The sequence below is a fragment of the Mitsuokella sp. oral taxon 131 str. W9106 genome (genome assembly GCF_000469545.1).
Lineage (GTDB): Bacteria > Bacillota > Negativicutes > Selenomonadales > Selenomonadaceae > AWVT01.
The window spans coordinates 49,755-67,736 of sequence record NZ_KI273060.1; the positions used below are offsets into that span (position 1 = coordinate 49,755).

The following is a 17,982-nucleotide window of genomic DNA, read 5'->3' on the forward strand; positions in this document are numbered from 1 at the left end:
TTCTCCTACTTCAAAATGCCGGGCGGCAGCATGACCATCAGGTATTTCGTAAAGACGAAGTACAGGCTGATGGAAAAAAATACGGCAAGCCCCGCTGCAATGCCAAGCACGCGCCGCGAGTGCTTCTCCAGCGGCGTCAGCACCCAAATCTGCAAGAGGATGTAGGCAATGCTCGTCAAAATAAAGCCGACGGGTCGCATGAGTGCGGCGTAAAGGATCAGCAGGACGAAGGTGCAGACGACCTCGCGCCGATGCCGAATCGCCTCCAAGATCTCCCGCAAGCCCTTCGTCTCCTTCTCTTTGCGCATCGCGAGGAGCGCGCGGACGATGAGGACGAGAGAGAGTGCGAGCAGGCATCCGCCCCAAATCTTCGGCACGGTCTGCGCGTTGACACCTGCCGTCGCTGCCCCGCCGAAAACCTTGACCGTCGTCGCCTGAACGAGGTAAAACCCGGAAAACACCGCACCGGCAATGCCGGTCATCAAATCGCTTTTCATCGTTATCCGCTCCGTTTCCTATGGGCATTCGCTTTCTTTTGGCTCTCCATCTCTCACATGACTTTCGCGTAAATGGAACGGATATCGTCGAGCGAAAGCTTCTTGCAGTTGTTAACGAGCAGGCGCTGCTGCTGGCTGCCCGCATCGACGAGGAAGTCGATGTCGCCTGCCGCAACGCCGAACTCCTTGAGGCTCGTCGGAATCTTCGTATCGCGGACGATGGAGGCAATCTCCTCGATGATATGGTCCGCCTTTTCCCCCTGCGCCCTTTCCGCAAGCTCCGGATAGACGATATCCGAGAGCATCGCGAGGCGATCCGTGCAGGCATCCTCGTTGAACGCCATGACGTGTGCGAAGAGAATCGCATTCGATACGCCGTGCGCGATATGGTACTTGCCGCCGAGCGGGTACGAGAGCGCATGGACGGCCGTCGTTCCAGAGCCCGTGATGGCAACGCCGCCGTAGAATGCGCCGAGCATCATGTTCATCTTCGCTTCGAGATCGCCGGCATCCGCCCAAGCCCGGCGGATGTTGTGGAAGATTTTCTTTGCACCCTCGCCCGCGTAGGCATCGCTCAATGCCGTCGCCTTGTTCGAGGTGAAGCACTCGACGCAGTGCGCAAGCGCGTCGATGCCCGTCGCCGCGATGATCTTCGGCGGCAATTTCGCAATCATCTGCACATCGAGAATAACGTAATCGGGAATCATGCAGTCGTTTACGATGCCCTGCTTCGATTCCTTTTCGGGAATGGCGACGATCGCGTTGCAGGTCGCTTCAGACCCCGTTCCGCATGTCGTCGGGAGCATGACCGTCTTCGTCTGCTTCTTCGCGATAGCGCTGTCCGCGAGGAGATCCCTAAGCGTGTAGGGCGCGCCGACGATGAGGCTCGCGAGCTTCGCTGCGTCCATGACGCTGCCGCCGCCCACGCCGACGATGAGCTCCGGCTTTTCCCGGACTTCGCCAAGGACGCGCTCGATATCGGCGACGGCCGGCTCTGCCGTGAGATCGTCCACGACCGTGACCGAAGCCGCCTCCCCGCAGAGCGCTTCGACGCCCTTTGTGAGCCCCGCGCCGCGAATCCCCCTGTCCGTGAAAATCAAAACGTTTTTCACGTTTTCCTTTGCGAGAATCTCCGCGAGCTTCTCGCTGCTCCCCTGTCCTGCAAACAGCACGGACGGGATGGTGATTTGACCGTTCTTCATTCGAATCGCTCCTAACATAACATAAAAAATAAAATGATTTGTGTTTTTGGTATATTTGCTCAAAATGGAAAAGATAAACTTTTCCATCGAACAATACCATTGATAATCGTAACTTGCGGCAAAATCATCTGCGTGCCATCGAAGGATTCTCCCATGCGATTTTGCAAATGGAATGGATGTTTTTCAACGCGAAAAATAGTCAAGTTTGCCCGTGCCTGTTCTTTCCACGTTCCAATCCCATCTGACAGGCGATGGATAGCAGCAGGATTCACGGTGCAAGCAGCAATTACGTCTAGAAGTGAGACCCCTAGATTCAACCATTTCGACAGAACAACAGGCAGCCCCCAGCACATATTATGAAACAGTCCATTTTTTGTCATATCCGTTGAAATGATGTCCGGCAAGAACCCGCCTTTAATAGCAGGTCGAATGACATGATAACAATGATTGATTCGCGCATCTGCCGAGTCGAAATAAACCCCGCGTTCTCTCGCCTCGAAAACGGCGCGTTTTACCTGTCCATCGTCATCTATTATCGTACTTCCTTTGCCTTGGTAGATATGACATAATAAATCCCCAGGACGCATTTTCTCCACAATCTCCTCCATAGGACAAGGTGGATTTGTAACGTGAACTGTAATGGAACAGCCGAGCTCATCTGCGAGAGCAAGTGCTTTATCAAGTACGTTATCCGAAAATCCTGCTACGACCTCTGCCCCATATCGAAGCTTCAATCCTCGCGCATGTTCTGCATCCTCCATAAAGATTGTACGCAATGCCTCCACGTCATACGCGGCAGGATCAACATTTTCAGGATAAAATTCGGTAATCTGCCCAGATCGTGATACATTAACGGAATAGAAAATAGGGATTATACTGCGATCCACGATTTCTCGCTTGAAACTAGCCCAGTTTCCGGTACCAGAACTACCACCATCTATGGCGGCTGTAACGCCCATCGGAATCAGTGCCAGATCCGCTGCAAAGCCAGGCTCTGTTCCATCCTTGAACACGTGGACATGAGAATCGATCCAACCAGGACTGATATAGCACCCCGTTGCGTCAATTCGTTCTCTCGCTTCAATTGGTTCATCTGTCGAAACACGAATAAGTTTTCCCTTAGAAATACCAAGTGTCCTTTGTTCAATTGTTTTCGCTTCTGGATCGATGATACGTCCATTCTCAATCACGAGATCAAGCTGCGCCATAATTCAATTTCTCCTTCCGAAACGATCTCAATCTTCCACCCCAATCTTTTTTGTGAAGTTAATGAGCAATGAGAACAGCCCAATGCCAACGCCAAAACAAGCAAAGAGCACAAGTGCAAGGAAGTATGAACCAGTCGATCCTACGATTGCACCGATAACGAGTGGAATAATAGCACCGCCAACATTGCCGACGCAGTTCATGCAACCACCGACCGTGCCGATGCTTTCACGTTGTGCGAGTGCAGCAGGGACAGTCCAATACAAACAGCCCGACCACTTTTGGAAGAACAAGATTGCCAAGTGACGAGCCTACATCGACGAGCGCACTGCCGCGTGAACGCTCTGTGACGGGCAACCAAATAGATTGAAGCTTCGCTCCCGCAGGATAAATAGGCGCTTCTGAAACACCAAGCAAAACGCGAATGAACATAAACGCCTTGCTACTGCTAATAAGCCCTGTAATGACTTGAAACACGCCCCAACAAAGACCTCCAATAAGGAGAATCTTACCGGGTTTGAAGCGATCACAAAGCCAACCGCAAGGAATCTGCATGATAGCGTATCCCCAGAAAAACGCCGATAAAATCGCGCCAACTATCTCAGGAGAGAATTGAAGTTCCTCTTTGATTTGCGGCATACAGACGGAAATTACCGCACGGTCAATGTAATTGATTGTGCATATGATCGCTAGCATGAAAAAAATTCTCCATCGTGCGTTTGATCGTTTGGTCATTTCTAAAGACGGTTGTTCCACTGCTTGTCACTCCTTTATTTAATTTTCTTAATGAACTATCGATATAAGACAACCTTCTTTATTTTTCCCATCTGCCATGCCGATAGGCGTCCGGATTGCAGACCTTGTCCCATTTCTCCCCGCGGATGACGGCGAGGACCCCTTCCGCTGCAAGGGTCGCGACGCCCGATGCCGCCTCCTTCGTCTGTCCTGCCATATGCGGCGTGACGATGAGGTTGTCGCAGGAAAAGAGCGGATCGTCCGTCCGGATCGGCTCCTGCACGACGACGTCAGTCGCAGCAGCTTGGATCCAGCCTTCATGAAGTGCGCGTACGAGCGCCGCTTCATCGATGATACCGCCGCGCGCGCAGTTGACGAGGATCGCCGTCTTCTTCATGAGCTGAAGCTCACGCGCGCCGATCATGCCGCGCGTCGCGTCCGTAAGCGGCGTATGGACGGAGACGGCATCGGCTTCCTTCAGGATGTCCTCCATCTCGGCACGGTATCCGTAGCCCCAGTCCGCAACGGTCTCCGCCTTGAGGAAGGGGTCGTAGACGAGGACTTTCATGCCGACGCCCGTCGCCAGCTCGGCGAGGATCTTGCCAATATGCCCGCAGCCGATGAGACCGAGTGTCTTGCCGTACAGCTCGTACGCCTTGTACTCGCTTCGTATGCCGAAATTCCCCTTGCGCATTTCATGGTCGCATACGAGCATGTTCTTCGCGCAGGCGAAAATCATCGCCATCGCGTGTTCGGCAACGGAGCGCGTATTCGCGCCCGGTGCGATGACGACAGGGATGCCGAGCTCCGTCGCGGCCGCGACGTCCACGTCGTCGACGCCGACGCCGGGGCGGCCGATCGCCTTTAGGTTTTTGCACTGCAGCATCGTCCCCTTGTCAATCGAGCCGATGCGGATGATGACGCCGTCCGCATCCTTAAGCGCGGGGAGCATGTCCTCCGGCTTTCCTGAGCCGATGATGGCGACGTCTGCGCCTGCCGTTTCGAGGACGGCCATGCCGGCATCGTGCAGGCGATGGGAAATTACGATTTTGGGTGCTGCCATTTCTTCCTCCTCAGTACTGCCTGAACACTTCCGTCAGCGCGTCTTTTATCGCAGGATTCGTGCAGTTCGACGGACGGCGCGCAGGACCGACTTTCCAGCCGCGCATGTTGACGGCGAGCTTGACGACGGAGTTCGGATTGCCCATCTGCATGACGTTGCGGAAGGGGCGGATCTTCTTCTGCGCTTCATTTGCCTTTTCGATATTTCCCTCTTTCCAGTATTGGTAGATGCTGACCATGAGCTCGGGGAAGACGTTGGAGCAGCCCGAGATCGCGCCCGTGCCGCCCGCCATGAGCGTCCAGAGGATGAGGGAGTCGCTGCCTGCGAGGACGTTGATGCCGGCCTTCGTATTCTCGATGTACTTGAGCGTGTTGTCGAAGCTGCCGCTCGAGTCCTTGATCCCGATGATATTTTCATGGGATTCCATGAGCTTCCTGACCGTCGTAAAGGCGATATTGTTGCCTGTGCGCGCGGGGATGTTGTAGAGGAGCATCGGGAGCTTCGTCGACGCGGCGACAGCGGAAAAATGCTCCAATAGATCGTCCTGCGTAACGGCGACGAAGTACGGGGAGATGACGGAGAGGCAATCGACGCCGAGCGCTTCCACGCGCTTGGTGAATTCCACCGTCTCCTTGGTCGTGATGCAGCCCGTGCCCGCATAGACCGGGACGCGCCCGCCTACCGCCTCGACCGCCGTCTTGATGACGGCAAGCTTCTCCTCCGAATCGAATGCGTAGAACTCGCCATTCGTTCCCATCGGAAAAATGCCGTCTACCCCCGCCTCGATGAGATGTTGGATAAATTCCCGGTACATCCCTGCATCGAAGGTTTCCTCTTCCGTCAGTGCCGTGACGACAGGGGTAATCAATCCTTTTGCTTCAAACATCTTGCACGCTCCTTTTTTTCTCTCTATTGAATCATATTGGTATGGCGAACTGCTTGAAGAATATATCTTTTAATCCTTCAGGTCAGCAGCAAAGCGAACCTTTGCCATCTGTGCGCCGAGCTTCAGCGCCTCGACCATGCTGTCAGGGCTTGCCTTTCCCGTGCCGGCAACGGCGAATGCCGTGCCGTGGTCAACCGAGGTACGGATGATCGGCAGTCCGACCGTGACGTTCACGCCGCAGTCGAAGCCGAGCACCTTGATGGGAATATGCCCTTGATCGTGGTACATGACAACGACGATATCAAATGCATCGAGGTTTGCCGCACGGTGAAACACGCTGTCGGGCGGAATCGGGCCCTGCACGTTCCAGCCCTTCTCCTGCACTTCGCGCACGGCGGGTGCGATTTCCCGCTCGTCCTCGTCGCCGAAGAGCCCGCCCTCGCCGCAGTGCGGATTGAGTCCTGCGACGGCAATGCGTGGTTTTTGGATGCCCATGAGCGTGAGCGTCTCTTGTGCAAGGCCGATGACCTTTGCGACGCGCTCCTTTTTGACTGCATCCGGCACATCGCGAAAGGCAATGTGCGTCGTCACATGGATAACGCGCAGCTTTGGGCTCGTCAGCATCATCGAGAAATCCTTCGTCCCCGTCAGATGGGCGAGGATTTCCGTGTGACCGGGAAAGTGAACGCCGCCCAGATTGAGCGCCTCCTTATTGAGCGGCGCCGTGACGACGGCGTGCACCGCATGAGCCATCGCATGCCTGCAGGCGCTTTCGATGTACGCGTACGCCGCGCGCCCTGCCCTGCCGTCTACCTTTGCAAACGGAAGGTCTTGCGGCAGATTGTGCAGGTCGATGACGTCGATCATGCCGCTGTCCCCGCCGCCCTCTGCCGGCGCATCCACGGCGCGGCATTTCAGCGGCACGCCTGTGATGGAGACGGCCCGCTCCATCATGCCGAGATCGCCGAACACGACAGGGCGTGCGAGCCCGTACATCTCCTTCTTTGCGAGCGCCTTTGCGATGATCTCAGGGCCGATGCCTGCCGCATCGCCCATCGTGATCCCGAGAATTGGTTTTTTCATGCTGTCGTTTCCTTCCTTTCGCCCTTTTCGCCCACATGCGTTCCACGGATTGCGGCAAGCGCATGGACGAATGCGCGGGGGCTTCCGAACGCGCCCGCTTTCGTCACGATGCAGAGCGGCTCCCGTGCGCCCTCGATGCGTCCGAGCGGAACGCCCGGCTCGACTTCCCGGAGCACTTCGATCTGCTGCACGCCCATGGCGCGGCAGATATGCACCGCCGTATCGCCGCCCGTCGCGACGATTCCGGCTACGTCCGCGAAATCGAGCCGCTTTGCGATCGCTGCGATGTGCGCTGCGACGCGCTCGCTGACCGCCCGCCCCGATAGGCCATGCGTGCGGCCGATGCGCACCGCCTCCGCCACGTCCGCATCGCTTTCGGCAGAGGCGAGAAGCACATCCTCGCCTGCTGCAACCAGCGATTCGATTGCCTTCGCATCCGCCGCTGCCGCACCTTCGTCTTCCAAAATGTGCCGAGCCGAAAGGCGCAGCGTCCGCACGCCGCACATTTCGTTCAGCGTGCGGATCTGCCGCTGCGTCGTATGGCTGACGCTCCCCGCAAAGACGAGCACCGAACCATCCCGAACCGGCATGGGCTTCGGCTCGCTTCCCTTCCATCCATAAAAGGAGGCAAGCGAGCCCGCAAGCCCTGCCGAGCCAACCCAGAGGATATTGCCCTTGCCGCGGAGCGCTGCGAGCAGCCGCGCGAAGTCCGCATCCTCGGCGATGTCGGACACAATCCATCGACGCCCTTCTGCGAGTGCCTCCGCCATTCGTCTTCTCGCTTCTTCTTCGCCCGCACGGAGCGTTTGGAGCGGAAGCACCGTGACGGACTTGCCCGGCGCTTGCTGCGCAAGCATGGCAGGAAGGTCGGACTCATGGACAGGCGTCTTCGGCGCATGGCCGATTTCCGTCCGCTCGATGGGGACGCCGTGCAGCAGGTGTACCCCGTCCACTGTCGTGCGCCCCTGTGCGGGATAGGCAGGCGCAATCACGACGAGCGAAGGGGCAAGCGCATCGTCGGCCGCCGCGACCTCTGCCCCCCAGTTGCCGCGCAGCGTCGAATCGATCTTCTTGTAGATGCAGGACGGCTTGCTTTCGCGCAGGGAACGGCATATCGCGTGCATCCGCCGATACGCCTCCCCGCACGCGAGTTCCCGGCTGTCCGTATCGACGACGACGACCTCCCCGTCTCCAGGGAACCCATCCTCTATGCCGAGCTGGACGAACGCGTGCATGCCTTGCCTCGCAAACTGCAACGCTGTGTCATTCGCCCCGGTCAAATCATCTGCAATCACGGCTAAGCGCAACATGCCATCACCTTTCTTCCCGTTCTCTCACTCCTATACTCACGCAAGAATCGTGCCAACTTGAAAGATGCGATTCTTGCGTATTTTCTGCACACAAAAAAAGCAGGCTTGTTGCAAGAAGAAACATATTGTATCTTTCTGCAACAAGCCTGCAACAGCTTTTTCGTCATACGTTATGGATTGTCTCGATTTTCCTTTCTCTTGATTTTCCGCCAAAGCGTCGTGCGGTGAATGCCTAGGCGCTTTGCCGCGCGGCTGCAGCTGCCGCCTTCCTCCGCAAGGATGCGCCGCACGGTTTCCTCCTCCACATCGCGGAGCTCGCCATGCAGCGCGCCATCTCCTTCCCGCGGGGAGCCCGGCACGTTTCCCCGGTTCTCTTCCCCATCGTCCGCCCATGCGGCAAGGACGGCATCGCGCGTGATTTCCGCCCCGTCCGAGAGGAGCATGAGCCGCTCCATCACATTGGCGAGCTGGCGGATATTGCCCGGCCATGCATGCGCGGCAAGCGCGCTTTCCGCATCTTCCGCGATTCCCGCAATCGCGGGATTGAGCTTTTTCATCTTGACGATCATGGCGCGCGCGAGCAGCGGGATGTCTGCCCGCCGCTCGGCAAGCGTCGGCATGTGGATGCGCAGGATGTTGAGCCGATAGTAGAGATCGGCGCGGAATGTCCCTTCCTCCACCATGCGGGCGAGGTCCTGGTTCGTCGCCGCCACGATGCGCACGTCGACGGGGATGACGCTCTCGCCGCCGAGCTTCATGACCTCGTGCTCCTGCAAGACGCGCAGGAGACGCGACTGGAGCGAGGTCGGCACCTCGCCGATCTCGTCGAGAAAAATCGTCCCGCCGTGCGCGAGCTCGAAGAGGCCTTGCCTGCCGCCGCGCCGTGCCCCCGTGAATGCGCCGTCCACATAGCCGAACAGCTCGCTTTCCAAGAGATTTTCGGGCAGCGCCGCGCAGTTGACCGCGACAAACGGGCCGCTCCTGCGGCTGCTCCGATTGTGGATGCCCTGTACGAGCATTTCCTTGCCCGTACCCGACGCGCCCGTTATGAGAATCGTCGAATCGGTCAGCGCATACCGCATCGCCTTTCTCTTCATCGCCTCGCAGGGCGCAGACGAGCCGATGATATCTTCCATGTGGTACTTCGCCGTCAGTCCCTTCGCCGCAAGCTTTTGGCGGATGCGCTGCTCGGTCCGCTGCACCTCCGATATGCGCTGCACGCGGTAAATCGTCATGCCGTCAGGCAGATCCGACGTTTTCACGAGCGCCTTTGTCCCGTAAAGATCAAGGAAGTCTTCCTCAGAAGGCTTGGCGAGAAGCGCAGGGCAGATGCGTGCGAGCGGCTTTCCGATCACTTCGCAGCGCACGCGGCGCACAAGGCGCTCCGCCTCCGGGTTGAAAATCGTAATGCGCCCCTCGTGATCCGTCGCGATGATCGCGTCCTGGGACTGATGGACGACCGCGCACAGCATTTCCGACTTGGCTTCGTCCTGCTGCACGACGCGCGCGATGAGGAGTGCCTCCGTGAGCGCCTGAAAAATCGCCTGCCGACCCGAATCGATTGTCTTCGCCGCAAGTCCCTGCGCACGCGCGACGCGCACCGAAACGGCATCGCCGATGAGGAGATCGACGCCGTCCTCCATCGCATGCGCGATCTTCTCTTTGGCCTCCGCCTCGCCCTTGATCTTGATTTCGACGAGCTTCATGCGCAGGAGCGCGCCGAGATCATCGCAGCCATAGACCATATTCTCAAAGCCCGACACGCCCACCTTTTTCGCCTTGCTCCCCGCGCCGGAGGCGAGCACGGCGCGCATGATATCGACGAGCGAGACCTGGATGCGCACGACGGGAACATGCGTCGTCTCCTCGATGAGGCCTGCCGTGCCGCCACGGCTCACGATGACCTTGATGCTGTCCTGCATCTCCCGCTGCACGATATCCTTTGCCGCCGCGAGGTCGGCGACGACGACGCGGAACAGACCGCGCCGCTTCCCCATGCGCTCGTCGAGTACCCGGCGCACCTCGTCCGCGAGCGCAGGAAATGGCGCGATGACCAAAATCCTTGCCTGCAAAGCGCACCTCCTCCTTTAAAATGCCGCACCCCAAATATGCATTCGCCAGCGCGCACGACAGTGCCAGAAAAGCAGGCGCCGCTACCCCCGCCATCCCACGACGACGCGTTCTATGCCGGCGTAGTCACGCAAAATTTCCGTCCGCCCAATGCGGGGATTCGCCTTCATGAGTGCGACGACCGCTTTTGCCTGATGAATGCCGACCTCCAGCGCCATGAATCCGCCCGCTTCGAGCATGGCAGGCGCGTCTTTTGTGAGCCGGCGGTAAAAGTCGAGCCCGTCCGCGCCGCCCGAAAGAGCCGCATGCGGCTCGAACCGCTGCACCTCGGGCGCAAGCGATGCGATATCGGCGTCTGGAATGTAGGGCGGATTCGATAGGATCGCGTCGAACGTCTTTCCTGCGAGCGGCGCGAGGAGGTCGCCCGTATGGAACGTGATCCGATCCGTGAGCGCGAGCGCGGCAGCGTTTCGCTGCGCGACCTCGCATGCCGCGCTCGATATGTCCACCGTCTCCGCCGTGCTCTTTGCGAGGTAGTGGAGCACGGCGAGCGCAACGGCGCCCGTGCCCGTGCCGATGTCGGCGAAGTGCGCAGGCGCTCCCTTTTCCTCCTGCCGCGCCTTTAGGCGGTCGATCGCCGCCTGCACGAGGATTTCCGTATCGGGACGCGGCACGAGCGTCGCCTCTGTGACCGAGAGCCGAAGCCCCATGAACTCCTTCTCGCCGAGGATGAGCGCGACGGGGATATGCGCTGCCCGCTTTCGGACGAGCGCGCGAAAAGCGGCGAGCTCGCGCATCTCCAGCGGCTCGTCGAAGTGGACGTAGAGGTAAATGCGCTCCTTCTTGAGCAGATGGACGAGCAGCACCTCCGCGTCAAGGCGCGGGTTTTCGATGCCCTTCGCCGAAAAAAATTGCTCGGTCCATTTCAGCAGACGCCCAATCGTCCAAACCTCAGCCAATGTGCCTACCTATCCTTTTCCTGAATCGCGCTATGCCCTTGCCCTTTTCGCGCCCATAGGAGTGCGTGAAGGCCCGTGCGGCGAAGGGCGGTGTCCATGCATTCGATCGCCATATTGCCGACCTCGCCGCGTGGTGTGGCCTCGTCGTCGTAGGTGTCGGACGCGCCTTTATCGATGACGCGGTCACCTCGGCGGTCATAGACGATGACGCGCACGGCGGCGTAGCTATGGAGGATCCTGCCGCGCATGAAGTCCCAACTGCTGCGCGTGTAGCTCTCGTAACCCGTCAAGAGGGGAAGCACGACGAGGCCGGCGTCCATGCGGCGCGCGATCTCCCGCACGATTTCCTTGGGATCGCGGCTCTGGCTCTCGGCAAGTGCCAAAGCCACGGCGTCTTTCGGCAGGAAGTCGGCATAGTGCATCGTCTCGTTGAGCGGAAGGTGGGGCGCACGGCTCACCTTCTCCTCCATACCGCGTACGACGCTTTCAGAAGGCGCGTGATACGTGCCGATCTGGAGCGGGACGCGTGCGACGCGAAGCGGCGTGCGCTCTGCCGCCGACGCCGCAGCCGGCAGCAGCAGCACGAACAGCACGCATAGAACCATGCCAAGGCGTTTTCTCATGGCACTTCCCTCCTCTTTCCATTTCCATTTCCCATGGCGGACGCTTGGCTCGAAGCGGCGACAGACAGCCTCCCTCAGTGGATCGCCTTCTTCTTGAACCTGCCGCCGACGATGTCGTGGACGGCATTGATCGTGACGAAGGCGCTCTCGTCCTTTTCGAGGACGATTTCCTTGAGCTTGTCGACTTCCAGGCGCGTGACGACGCAGTATAGGACTTCCTTCGGCTCGCCCGTGTAGCCGCCTGCGCCGTGCAGCAGCGTGACGCCGCGCCCCAGGCGGTCGTTCAGCGCATCGGTCACTTCGTCATGCTCGCTCGTGACGATCATGACGGCATAGCTCTCGTCGAGTCCCTTGATGACGACGTCGATCATCTTGGCAATGATGAAGTACGCGACGAGCGAGTACATCGCCTTGTCCCAGCCGAAGAGCAGTCCCGCGCTCGACAGGATGAACAGGTTGATGAACATGACGACTTCGCCGACGGAAAACATCGACTTGCGGTCCATGATGATCGCGACGATTTCCGTTCCGTCGAGCGAGCCGCCCGCGCGCATGATGAGCCCCACGCCGAGACCGTCGATGATGCCGCCGAAAACCGCCGCGAGGAACGGATCGGCCGTGACGGGCGGAACCGGCTCGAATACCGTTGTCCAAAAGGAAAGAATGCAGATCGCGATGACCGTTGCGATCGCGAAGTTCCTGCCGATCTGCTTGTAGCCGAGATATAAAAACGGGATGTTGAGAACGATGAGGAATACGCCGACCTTCCAACCCGTGACCGCGCTCATCATGATGGAAATGCCGACGACGCCGCCGTCGATGACGTTGTTCGGAATGAGGAAAAGTTCGAGTCCGACTGCCGCGATGACTGCTCCGATGAGAATGGTCACGTACCTTTTGATGTAAAACGAAGCGGGACGTTTCTGCGTGCCCTTCCGCGCCGGCGGCTTTGGCTGCTCGGATGCAGCAAGCGACGGATGGACGGGCTGTGTTTCGGTCATGTGGTCTGCTCCTTTTCGAATCTATATCTTGTATTTGTATTATAGAATATTATAGAAGAAATTCCATCATTTCGCCATGAAAATTGGCTGAAATATTTGCTTTGGCACATCGCGATGCCTTGCAATCCTCTCCCGCTATGATAGAATAATTCTTAGAATGGAGGGATTGCAAAACATGATTTATACGGTGACATTCAACCCTGCACTCGACTACATCGTGCGCCTCGACGCATTCACGGCAGGTGCGATCAACCGCGTGAACTACGAGCAGGTATTAGGCGGCGGCAAGGGGATAAACGTATCCATCGTGCTCGGAAACATGGGCATCAAAAGCACGGCGCTCGGCTTCCTCGCAGGCTTTACGGGCGAGGAAATCAAGCGTCAGCTCGAAGGCTTCGGCGTCGCACATGACTTCGTCCACCTCGAAAGCGGTTTCTCGCGCATCAACGTCAAGATCAAGGCAAACCGGGAAACGGAAATCAACGGGCAAGGTCCGGATATCCCTGCCGCGAAGCGGGACGAGCTTTTCAAGAAGCTCGACCGCCTGAAGGAGAACGACACGCTCGTGCTCGCAGGCTCGATCCCAAAGACCCTGCCCGACGACATCTACGAGCGCATCATGGAACGCGTCGACGGACGTGGCATCCGCATCGTCGTCGACGCGGAGAAAAAGCTCCTCCTAAACGTCCTCACGTACCATCCGTTCCTCATCAAGCCGAACAACCACGAGCTCGGCGATATGTTCGGCGTCGTCCTGAAGTCGGACGAAGAACTCCTCGCCCACGCGAAGAAGCTTCAGAAAAAGGGCGCGCGCAACGTGCTCATCTCGATGGCGGGAGATGGCGCCCTCTTCCTCGGCGAAGACGGCACGACGTACAAGAGCCCTGCGCCGAAAGGCAGGCTCGTAAACTCCGTCGGCGCCGGCGACTCAATGGTCGCAGGTTTTCTGACGGGCTTTGAGGAGAGCGGCGGCGACTATCGCCGCGCTTTCTTCCAAGGCGTTGCGACGGGCAGCGCTTCGGCGTTCAGCGAGGATCTCGCGACGCGTCCCGAAGTCGAAGCACTCTTGAAGACGATTCTATGACCCTGATTTCAATTCTCAGTTTCCAGTAGAAAAGGAGTGTATCATGCGCATTACCGATTTGCTGAAGAGGGAAAGCATCGCGCTCGGCACGAAACCGGCCGACAAGGCGGCCGCGATCCGCGAGCTCGCCGACCTCATGGACAAGGGCGGCAACCTCTCCGATAAGGAGCAGTACACGAAGGACGTATTCACGCGCGAAGCATCGGGCACGACGGGTCTCGGCGACGGCATCGCGACGCCGCACGCAAAGAGCGCGGGCGTCAAGTCGGCAGGTCTCGCCGCAATGACCGTGCCGGACGGCATGGATTTCGAGTCGATGGACGGCAAGCCCGCCCGTCTTTTCTTCATGATCGCCGCGCCGGACTCGGCGAATGACGAGCACCTCACGATCCTATCGAGTCTCGCGACGATGATCATGGATCCCGACTTCAAGGAAGCGCTCATCGCCGCCAAGACGAAAGACGAGTTCCTGCATCTCATCGACCGCAAGGAGGACGGCAAATTCGAGGCGCCGAAGGCAGAGGACAAAGGAAAAGAAGAGGCGGCGCCCGTCTCCGACCATATCCAAGTCCTCGCCGTCACCGCCTGCCCAACGGGCATTGCGCATACGTTTATGGCAGCGGAAAGCCTTGAGCAGCACGCAAAAAAGCGCGGCATCTCCATCAAGGTCGAGACAAACGGATCGGGCGGCGCCAAAAACGTGCTGACGCCGGACGAAATCGCCGCAGCGGACGGCATCATCGTCGCGGCGGACAAGAACGTCGCGATGGCGCGCTTTGCAGGCAAGAGGGTCGTCATCACGAAGGTCGCCGACGGCATCAACAAGGCGGATGCGCTTCTCGACCGCGCCCTCTCAGGGAGCGCCCCCGTCTATGAAGGGGCGGGCGGCACGGAGGAGGAGTCGGCGGCAAACACCGCAGGCGACAGCCTCGGCCGTCAGATCTACAAGCATCTCATGAACGGCGTCAGCCACATGCTCCCGTTCGTCGTCGGCGGCGGCATCCTGATCGCACTCGCCTTCCTGCTCGATGACTACAGCATCGACCCCGCGAACTTCGGCTCGAATACACCGGTCGCAAAGTTCTTCAAGGATATTGGCGGCGCGTCGTTCGGCTTCATGCTGCCCGTACTCGCGGGATTTATCGCGATGTCGATCGCCGACCGCCCGGGCCTTGCCGTCGGCTTCGTCGGCGGCGCGCTCGCCGGCACGACAGGCTCCGGCTTTCTCGGCGCACTCATCGCAGGCTTCGTCGCGGGCTACCTCGTCAATGCGCTCAAGAAGGCGGCGCGCGTCCTCCCAGACTCGCTCGAGGGCATGAAGCCCATGCTCATCTACCCCGTCCTCGGCATCCTCCTCATGGGCGCGATCAGCCTCTTCCTCATCGCGCCGCCCGTTTCGGCGATCAACTCCTGGATGATCGAGACACTGAAGAACATGGATCCCTCCGCGCGCATTCTCATGGGCATGATCGTCGGCGGCATGATGGCCGTCGACATGGGCGGCCCGGTAAACAAGGCGGCTTACGTCACGGGCACGGGACTTCTCGCGTCGGGCGAGTATCACGTCATGGCGGCTGTCATGGCAGGCGGCATGGTCCCGCCGCTCGCCATCGCGCTCTGCACGACGTTCTTCAAGAACCGCTTCACGGAAAACGAGCACAAGGCGGGCATCACGAACTACGTCATGGGACTCGCCTTCATCACCGAAGGCGCGATTCCGTTCGCCGCGGGCGATCCCGTCCGTGTCATCCCGTCGATGATTGTTGGCTCTGCCATCGCAGGCGCATTGACGATGTTCTTCGACTGCACGCTGCGCGCGCCGCACGGCGGCATCTTCGTCGTGCCGACCATCGGCAACCCACTCATGTACCTCGTGAGCATATTCGTCGGCGCCGTCGTCGGCTGCGCGATCCTCTCCGTGCTCAAAAAGCCGCTGAAAGACTGACGCGAATTGTCGTAGCCATGCAAAGCGCCCCTCTCGCCTGGTTGGCAGCGGCGGGAGGGGCGCTTTCATATTATGCAAGGCGTCATTTCGCACGGCACGTGCCCATAGCCTTTGACGCAGACGCAAAGCTTTTGCATCCCGGAAATCATGACAAGGCTCGCGTATGATTGGCATACGTTTCCCAAGTCGGTTCATATGCAGCATCTGCCTGATTTCCCCACATATCCCAGCCGTTTCGCACGCCTCGTGCAAACAGTTCAATGCGAGGCGCCATGCTGCACGCTTCCAAGATCGGAATGATTTCATCCGGCTTTCGGCTATGTTCGCGCTTCATCGAACGAATGATATTGACCTGCGAGCGCGCAGGGGCAAGCGTTCGGTTTGGTGAACTGTTCTTTCGAATCCCGAATAAAACCAATTCGGTGACATTCCGAAAGTAAAACCCTACTCCGCGTCCATCCGGTCCGCCGTCTTTCCGAATCTTTTCCCAAACAATATTGCCCTTGTAGTCAAAGCCCCACGCATCCATGACAGCTAGCCCATCTGGCAGCAAAGCATTGGGAACCCACAGGTAGAGGTGCGCTTTTTCTCCCGCAATCTGAGCAATGGGCAGTGCTTTGATTTCACTTAATTTCATCGTTTCATACCGCGTCAGCCGCTTATGCTCAGGTGCCATCTTTCCCGTGCGGTTCTGAAACCGCCATGGCGGATCCGCATAAATGGTATTGTATTTTTTCCCATTCGTAAACACACGCAGATTTTGTATGGTCTGATTTAGGTCAGGCATCGTCTTGCACACATTCCTTTCGTATTCCAACAGCTAAAATTGGACATCCGCCATTTCTTCGAGAATTCAACCGATAAAGCAGCTTTCCCATCCACGTCGTGCTTGCCCCGTATTTTTTGATCAAGAGCATACCTTTATCATCCGTTGTCGTCCGAAAAATATCATTTAGGTCTTCGGCACGCGTTACAATGACTCCAACATCGATCAAGCCACAATCAAAGTACGTTCTCATCGCCAGCAGATCCCGATCAAAAGTTTGATCTTTGCTATTCCATTCTAAATCAAAAGCCACTCGATTCTTTAGGAAATCGATATTATGTCCATCAATATAGCCTTGAATCGTATCGATTTCATAAGGCTGATCAGAAAAACGTCCGCGTCTTTGTGCAGACTGTCTCGGATACTTTTTCACGATCAAGTCGCCGCTGATGCGAATTTCTCTCCATCCATACGGATATAAAAGATCATCAAATTTTTGGGGAATTGGCGATCCATTTCCTCCTGCTTTTTTTAGATCTGCCATAGTAAGCGTCAATCCACATAAACAAGACTGAATCTCCTGCCACTCCACAGAAAACGCATCATGAAGTATTTCTAGCGCATGACCATAATTATATACCTCATACCGCTCAAGCAGTCCGTTTCGAAAATACGGCTGAAACTGCATGGCAGGCCCTCCTGTCGTAAACCATTGGAACAGCGCTACTCGCCCTGCTCGATCTGCCGGATATCGTCCTTCGATGCGTTTTCGAGCCGCGCGTCCTGAAACGCATCGTTATGCGGCAAGTCCATGATGAAGCGATCGCTCTTTTGCATGCGGACGATGCCGTGCTCCATGCAGAGTCCAAACACGTGGCCGCCGTGCTGTCTCACCGCGTCAATGAAGTGGAAGTGCCATCCAGGCGTATTGACGCCATCCAAGTACGGCGGGAAGTAGAAGCAGACGAGCGAGCCAGCGACCTCCTCGAACGCAAAGCGGCGCTCATCCGTCTTCAACACCTCGGCAAACGGCAGGAACGGCTCCTGCTGGCTTAGTTCCGTCCGCGCCGCGACACGGCGAAAGTAGCCGTCGATGCGCACGAGGTACATGTTGTTGACACCGAGCAGCTCGACGCGTTCGTCGAGGACATCGCGCAGGACGTCGAGGCTCGGCACGCGGCCGAGCTTGATCCGATAAGCGCGGTCCGTGAGGTACGCGACGCTCGCAAACGGCGTCGTGTCGTGTGGCTTTGCCTCCACGGCGCGTCCGTCGCCTAGGATGCGGTACGCGTGCCCGTCGATGACGACGAGCTCGCCGGCGACGGCGTGGAATGTGCCGAGCCCCGTATCGCCGTGCTCCAGCACGTGCTCAATCGCCGCGCTTCCGTAAAAATTGCCCATGACAAGTGCCTGCAACGTCGAAACCTGGTAGACGGGGTCACGCTCCCTGTGCACGCGCGCTGCCCGCTCTTCCCAGCTCATTTCCTCCTCGTATCGCTCCATATCCAAATGGCTCCCTTTCTTCCTAGATCCATTCGTACCGATTTCTTTC

At 58.1% G+C, this 17,982-nt stretch carries 17 protein-coding genes; 2 read left to right on the top strand and 15 right to left on the bottom strand.

From position 1 onward, the window contains the following. Window positions 1–5: 5 nt before the first annotated feature. The 12 genes from HMPREF1985_RS06665 to HMPREF1985_RS06720 all read right to left on the bottom strand — a co-directional run bounded on the left by HMPREF1985_RS06665 (window position 6) and on the right by HMPREF1985_RS06720 (window position 12,635). The gene (locus tag HMPREF1985_RS06665; RefSeq protein ID WP_021771772.1) at window positions 6–497 is read right to left on the bottom strand and encodes a tripartite tricarboxylate transporter TctB family protein; all 492 of its coding nucleotides are present in this window, start codon (window positions 495–497) and stop codon (window positions 6–8) included. Between the two features lie 53 nt (window positions 498–550). Next, window positions 551–1,699, bottom strand: coding sequence for an iron-containing alcohol dehydrogenase (locus HMPREF1985_RS06670; RefSeq protein ID WP_040637336.1), 1,149 nt, complete (start codon window positions 1,697–1,699; stop codon window positions 551–553). A 59-nt stretch (window positions 1,700–1,758) separates the two neighbouring features. Continuing rightward, a complete protein-coding gene (locus tag HMPREF1985_RS06675; protein WP_021771774.1) occupies window positions 1,759–2,907 on the bottom strand; it encodes an amidohydrolase family protein in 1,149 nt (382 codons plus the stop codon). A 226-nt stretch (window positions 2,908–3,133) separates the two neighbouring features. After that, complete coding sequence (locus tag HMPREF1985_RS06680) at window positions 3,134–3,661, bottom strand: MFS transporter (protein WP_231385174.1); 528 nt, start codon at window positions 3,659–3,661, stop codon at window positions 3,134–3,136. A gap of 58 nt (window positions 3,662–3,719) precedes the next feature. Beyond that, window positions 3,720–4,703, bottom strand: a complete 984-nt coding sequence (locus tag HMPREF1985_RS06685) for a hydroxyacid dehydrogenase (RefSeq protein ID WP_021771777.1) — start codon at window positions 4,701–4,703, stop codon at window positions 3,720–3,722. 10 nt (window positions 4,704–4,713) lie between these two features. Continuing rightward, window positions 4,714–5,589: a 4-hydroxy-tetrahydrodipicolinate synthase gene (dapA, locus tag HMPREF1985_RS06690; RefSeq protein ID WP_021771778.1), complete on the bottom strand. Its 876-nt coding sequence runs from the start codon at window positions 5,587–5,589 to the stop codon at window positions 4,714–4,716. A gap of 69 nt (window positions 5,590–5,658) precedes the next feature. Further along, window positions 5,659–6,672 (bottom strand): 4-hydroxythreonine-4-phosphate dehydrogenase PdxA, encoded by a 1,014-nt coding sequence (gene pdxA, locus HMPREF1985_RS06695; protein WP_021771779.1) that lies wholly within the window; start codon window positions 6,670–6,672, stop codon window positions 5,659–5,661. After that, window positions 6,669–7,982: a four-carbon acid sugar kinase family protein gene (locus HMPREF1985_RS06700; RefSeq protein WP_021771780.1), complete on the bottom strand. Its 1,314-nt coding sequence runs from the start codon at window positions 7,980–7,982 to the stop codon at window positions 6,669–6,671. Before HMPREF1985_RS06700 ends, pdxA begins: the two co-directional genes overlap by 4 nt. A 170-nt stretch (window positions 7,983–8,152) precedes the next feature. Further along, window positions 8,153–10,054 (bottom strand): sigma-54-dependent Fis family transcriptional regulator, encoded by a 1,902-nt coding sequence (locus HMPREF1985_RS06705; RefSeq protein WP_021771781.1) that lies wholly within the window; start codon window positions 10,052–10,054, stop codon window positions 8,153–8,155. Between the two features lie 81 nt (window positions 10,055–10,135). Further along, complete coding sequence (gene prmC, locus HMPREF1985_RS06710) at window positions 10,136–11,011, bottom strand: peptide chain release factor N(5)-glutamine methyltransferase (protein ID WP_021771782.1); 876 nt, start codon at window positions 11,009–11,011, stop codon at window positions 10,136–10,138. Between the two features lie 5 nt (window positions 11,012–11,016). After that, window positions 11,017–11,634: a hypothetical protein gene (locus tag HMPREF1985_RS10800; RefSeq protein WP_021771783.1), complete on the bottom strand. Its 618-nt coding sequence runs from the start codon at window positions 11,632–11,634 to the stop codon at window positions 11,017–11,019. Window positions 11,635–11,708: 74 nt separating this feature from the next. Continuing rightward, on the bottom strand, window positions 11,709–12,635 hold the full coding sequence (locus HMPREF1985_RS06720) for a YitT family protein (RefSeq protein ID WP_021771784.1): 927 nt from the start codon (window positions 12,633–12,635) through the stop codon (window positions 11,709–11,711). 175 nt (window positions 12,636–12,810) lie between these two features. Between HMPREF1985_RS06720 and pfkB the strand changes: the two genes are divergently transcribed. Both pfkB and HMPREF1985_RS06730 read left to right on the top strand, forming a co-directional pair. Further along, window positions 12,811–13,719, top strand: coding sequence for a 1-phosphofructokinase (pfkB, locus tag HMPREF1985_RS06725; RefSeq protein ID WP_040637338.1), 909 nt, complete (start codon window positions 12,811–12,813; stop codon window positions 13,717–13,719). 43 nt (window positions 13,720–13,762) lie between these two features. Continuing rightward, the gene (locus HMPREF1985_RS06730; protein ID WP_021771787.1) at window positions 13,763–15,664 is read left to right on the top strand and encodes a PTS fructose transporter subunit IIABC; all 1,902 of its coding nucleotides are present in this window, start codon (window positions 13,763–13,765) and stop codon (window positions 15,662–15,664) included. 145 nt (window positions 15,665–15,809) lie between these two features. On the opposite strand, the gene HMPREF1985_RS06735 is transcribed toward HMPREF1985_RS06730, so the two are convergent. Genes HMPREF1985_RS06735 through budA form a run of 3 tightly spaced genes read right to left on the bottom strand, consistent with a single transcriptional unit; the run spans window position 15,810 to window position 17,933 of the window. After that, window positions 15,810–16,451, bottom strand: a complete 642-nt coding sequence (locus HMPREF1985_RS06735) for an MT-A70 family methyltransferase (protein WP_021771789.1) — start codon at window positions 16,449–16,451, stop codon at window positions 15,810–15,812. Continuing rightward, complete coding sequence (locus HMPREF1985_RS06740; protein ID WP_021771790.1) at window positions 16,444–17,118, bottom strand: BglII/BstYI family type II restriction endonuclease; 675 nt, start codon at window positions 17,116–17,118, stop codon at window positions 16,444–16,446. Before HMPREF1985_RS06740 ends, HMPREF1985_RS06735 begins: the two co-directional genes overlap by 8 nt. 35 nt (window positions 17,119–17,153) lie before the next feature. Further along, window positions 17,154–17,933: an acetolactate decarboxylase gene (gene budA, locus HMPREF1985_RS06745; RefSeq protein ID WP_231385175.1), complete on the bottom strand. Its 780-nt coding sequence runs from the start codon at window positions 17,931–17,933 to the stop codon at window positions 17,154–17,156. Window positions 17,934–17,982 lie beyond the last annotated feature (49 nt).

Bases quoted from the DNA above. Each gene is read 5' to 3' on its own strand.
- HMPREF1985_RS06665 (WP_021771772.1), bottom strand. From the start codon at position 497: ATGAAAAGCGATTTGATGACCGGCATTGCCGGTGCGGTGTTTTCCGGG.
- HMPREF1985_RS06670 (WP_040637336.1), bottom strand. From the start codon at position 1,699: ATGAAGAACGGTCAAATCACCATCCCGTCCGTGCTGTTTGCAGGACAG.
- HMPREF1985_RS06675 (WP_021771774.1), bottom strand. From the start codon at position 2,907: ATGGCGCAGCTTGATCTCGTGATTGAGAATGGACGTATCATCGATCCA.
- HMPREF1985_RS06685 (WP_021771777.1), bottom strand. From the start codon at position 4,703: ATGGCAGCACCCAAAATCGTAATTTCCCATCGCCTGCACGATGCCGGC.
- dapA (WP_021771778.1), bottom strand. From the start codon at position 5,589: ATGTTTGAAGCAAAAGGATTGATTACCCCTGTCGTCACGGCACTGACG.
- pdxA (WP_021771779.1), bottom strand. From the start codon at position 6,672: ATGAAAAAACCAATTCTCGGGATCACGATGGGCGATGCGGCAGGCATC.
- HMPREF1985_RS06700 (WP_021771780.1), bottom strand. From the start codon at position 7,982: ATGTTGCGCTTAGCCGTGATTGCAGATGATTTGACCGGGGCGAATGAC.
- HMPREF1985_RS10800 (WP_021771783.1), bottom strand. From the start codon at position 11,634: ATGAGAAAACGCCTTGGCATGGTTCTATGCGTGCTGTTCGTGCTGCTG.
- HMPREF1985_RS06720 (WP_021771784.1), bottom strand. From the start codon at position 12,635: ATGACCGAAACACAGCCCGTCCATCCGTCGCTTGCTGCATCCGAGCAG.
- pfkB (WP_040637338.1), top strand. From the start codon at position 12,811: ATGATTTATACGGTGACATTCAACCCTGCACTCGACTACATCGTGCGC.
- HMPREF1985_RS06730 (WP_021771787.1), top strand. From the start codon at position 13,763: ATGCGCATTACCGATTTGCTGAAGAGGGAAAGCATCGCGCTCGGCACG.
- HMPREF1985_RS06735 (WP_021771789.1), bottom strand. From the start codon at position 16,451: ATGCCTGACCTAAATCAGACCATACAAAATCTGCGTGTGTTTACGAAT.
- HMPREF1985_RS06740 (WP_021771790.1), bottom strand. From the start codon at position 17,118: ATGCAGTTTCAGCCGTATTTTCGAAACGGACTGCTTGAGCGGTATGAG.
- budA (WP_231385175.1), bottom strand. From the start codon at position 17,933: ATGGAGCGATACGAGGAGGAAATGAGCTGGGAAGAGCGGGCAGCGCGC.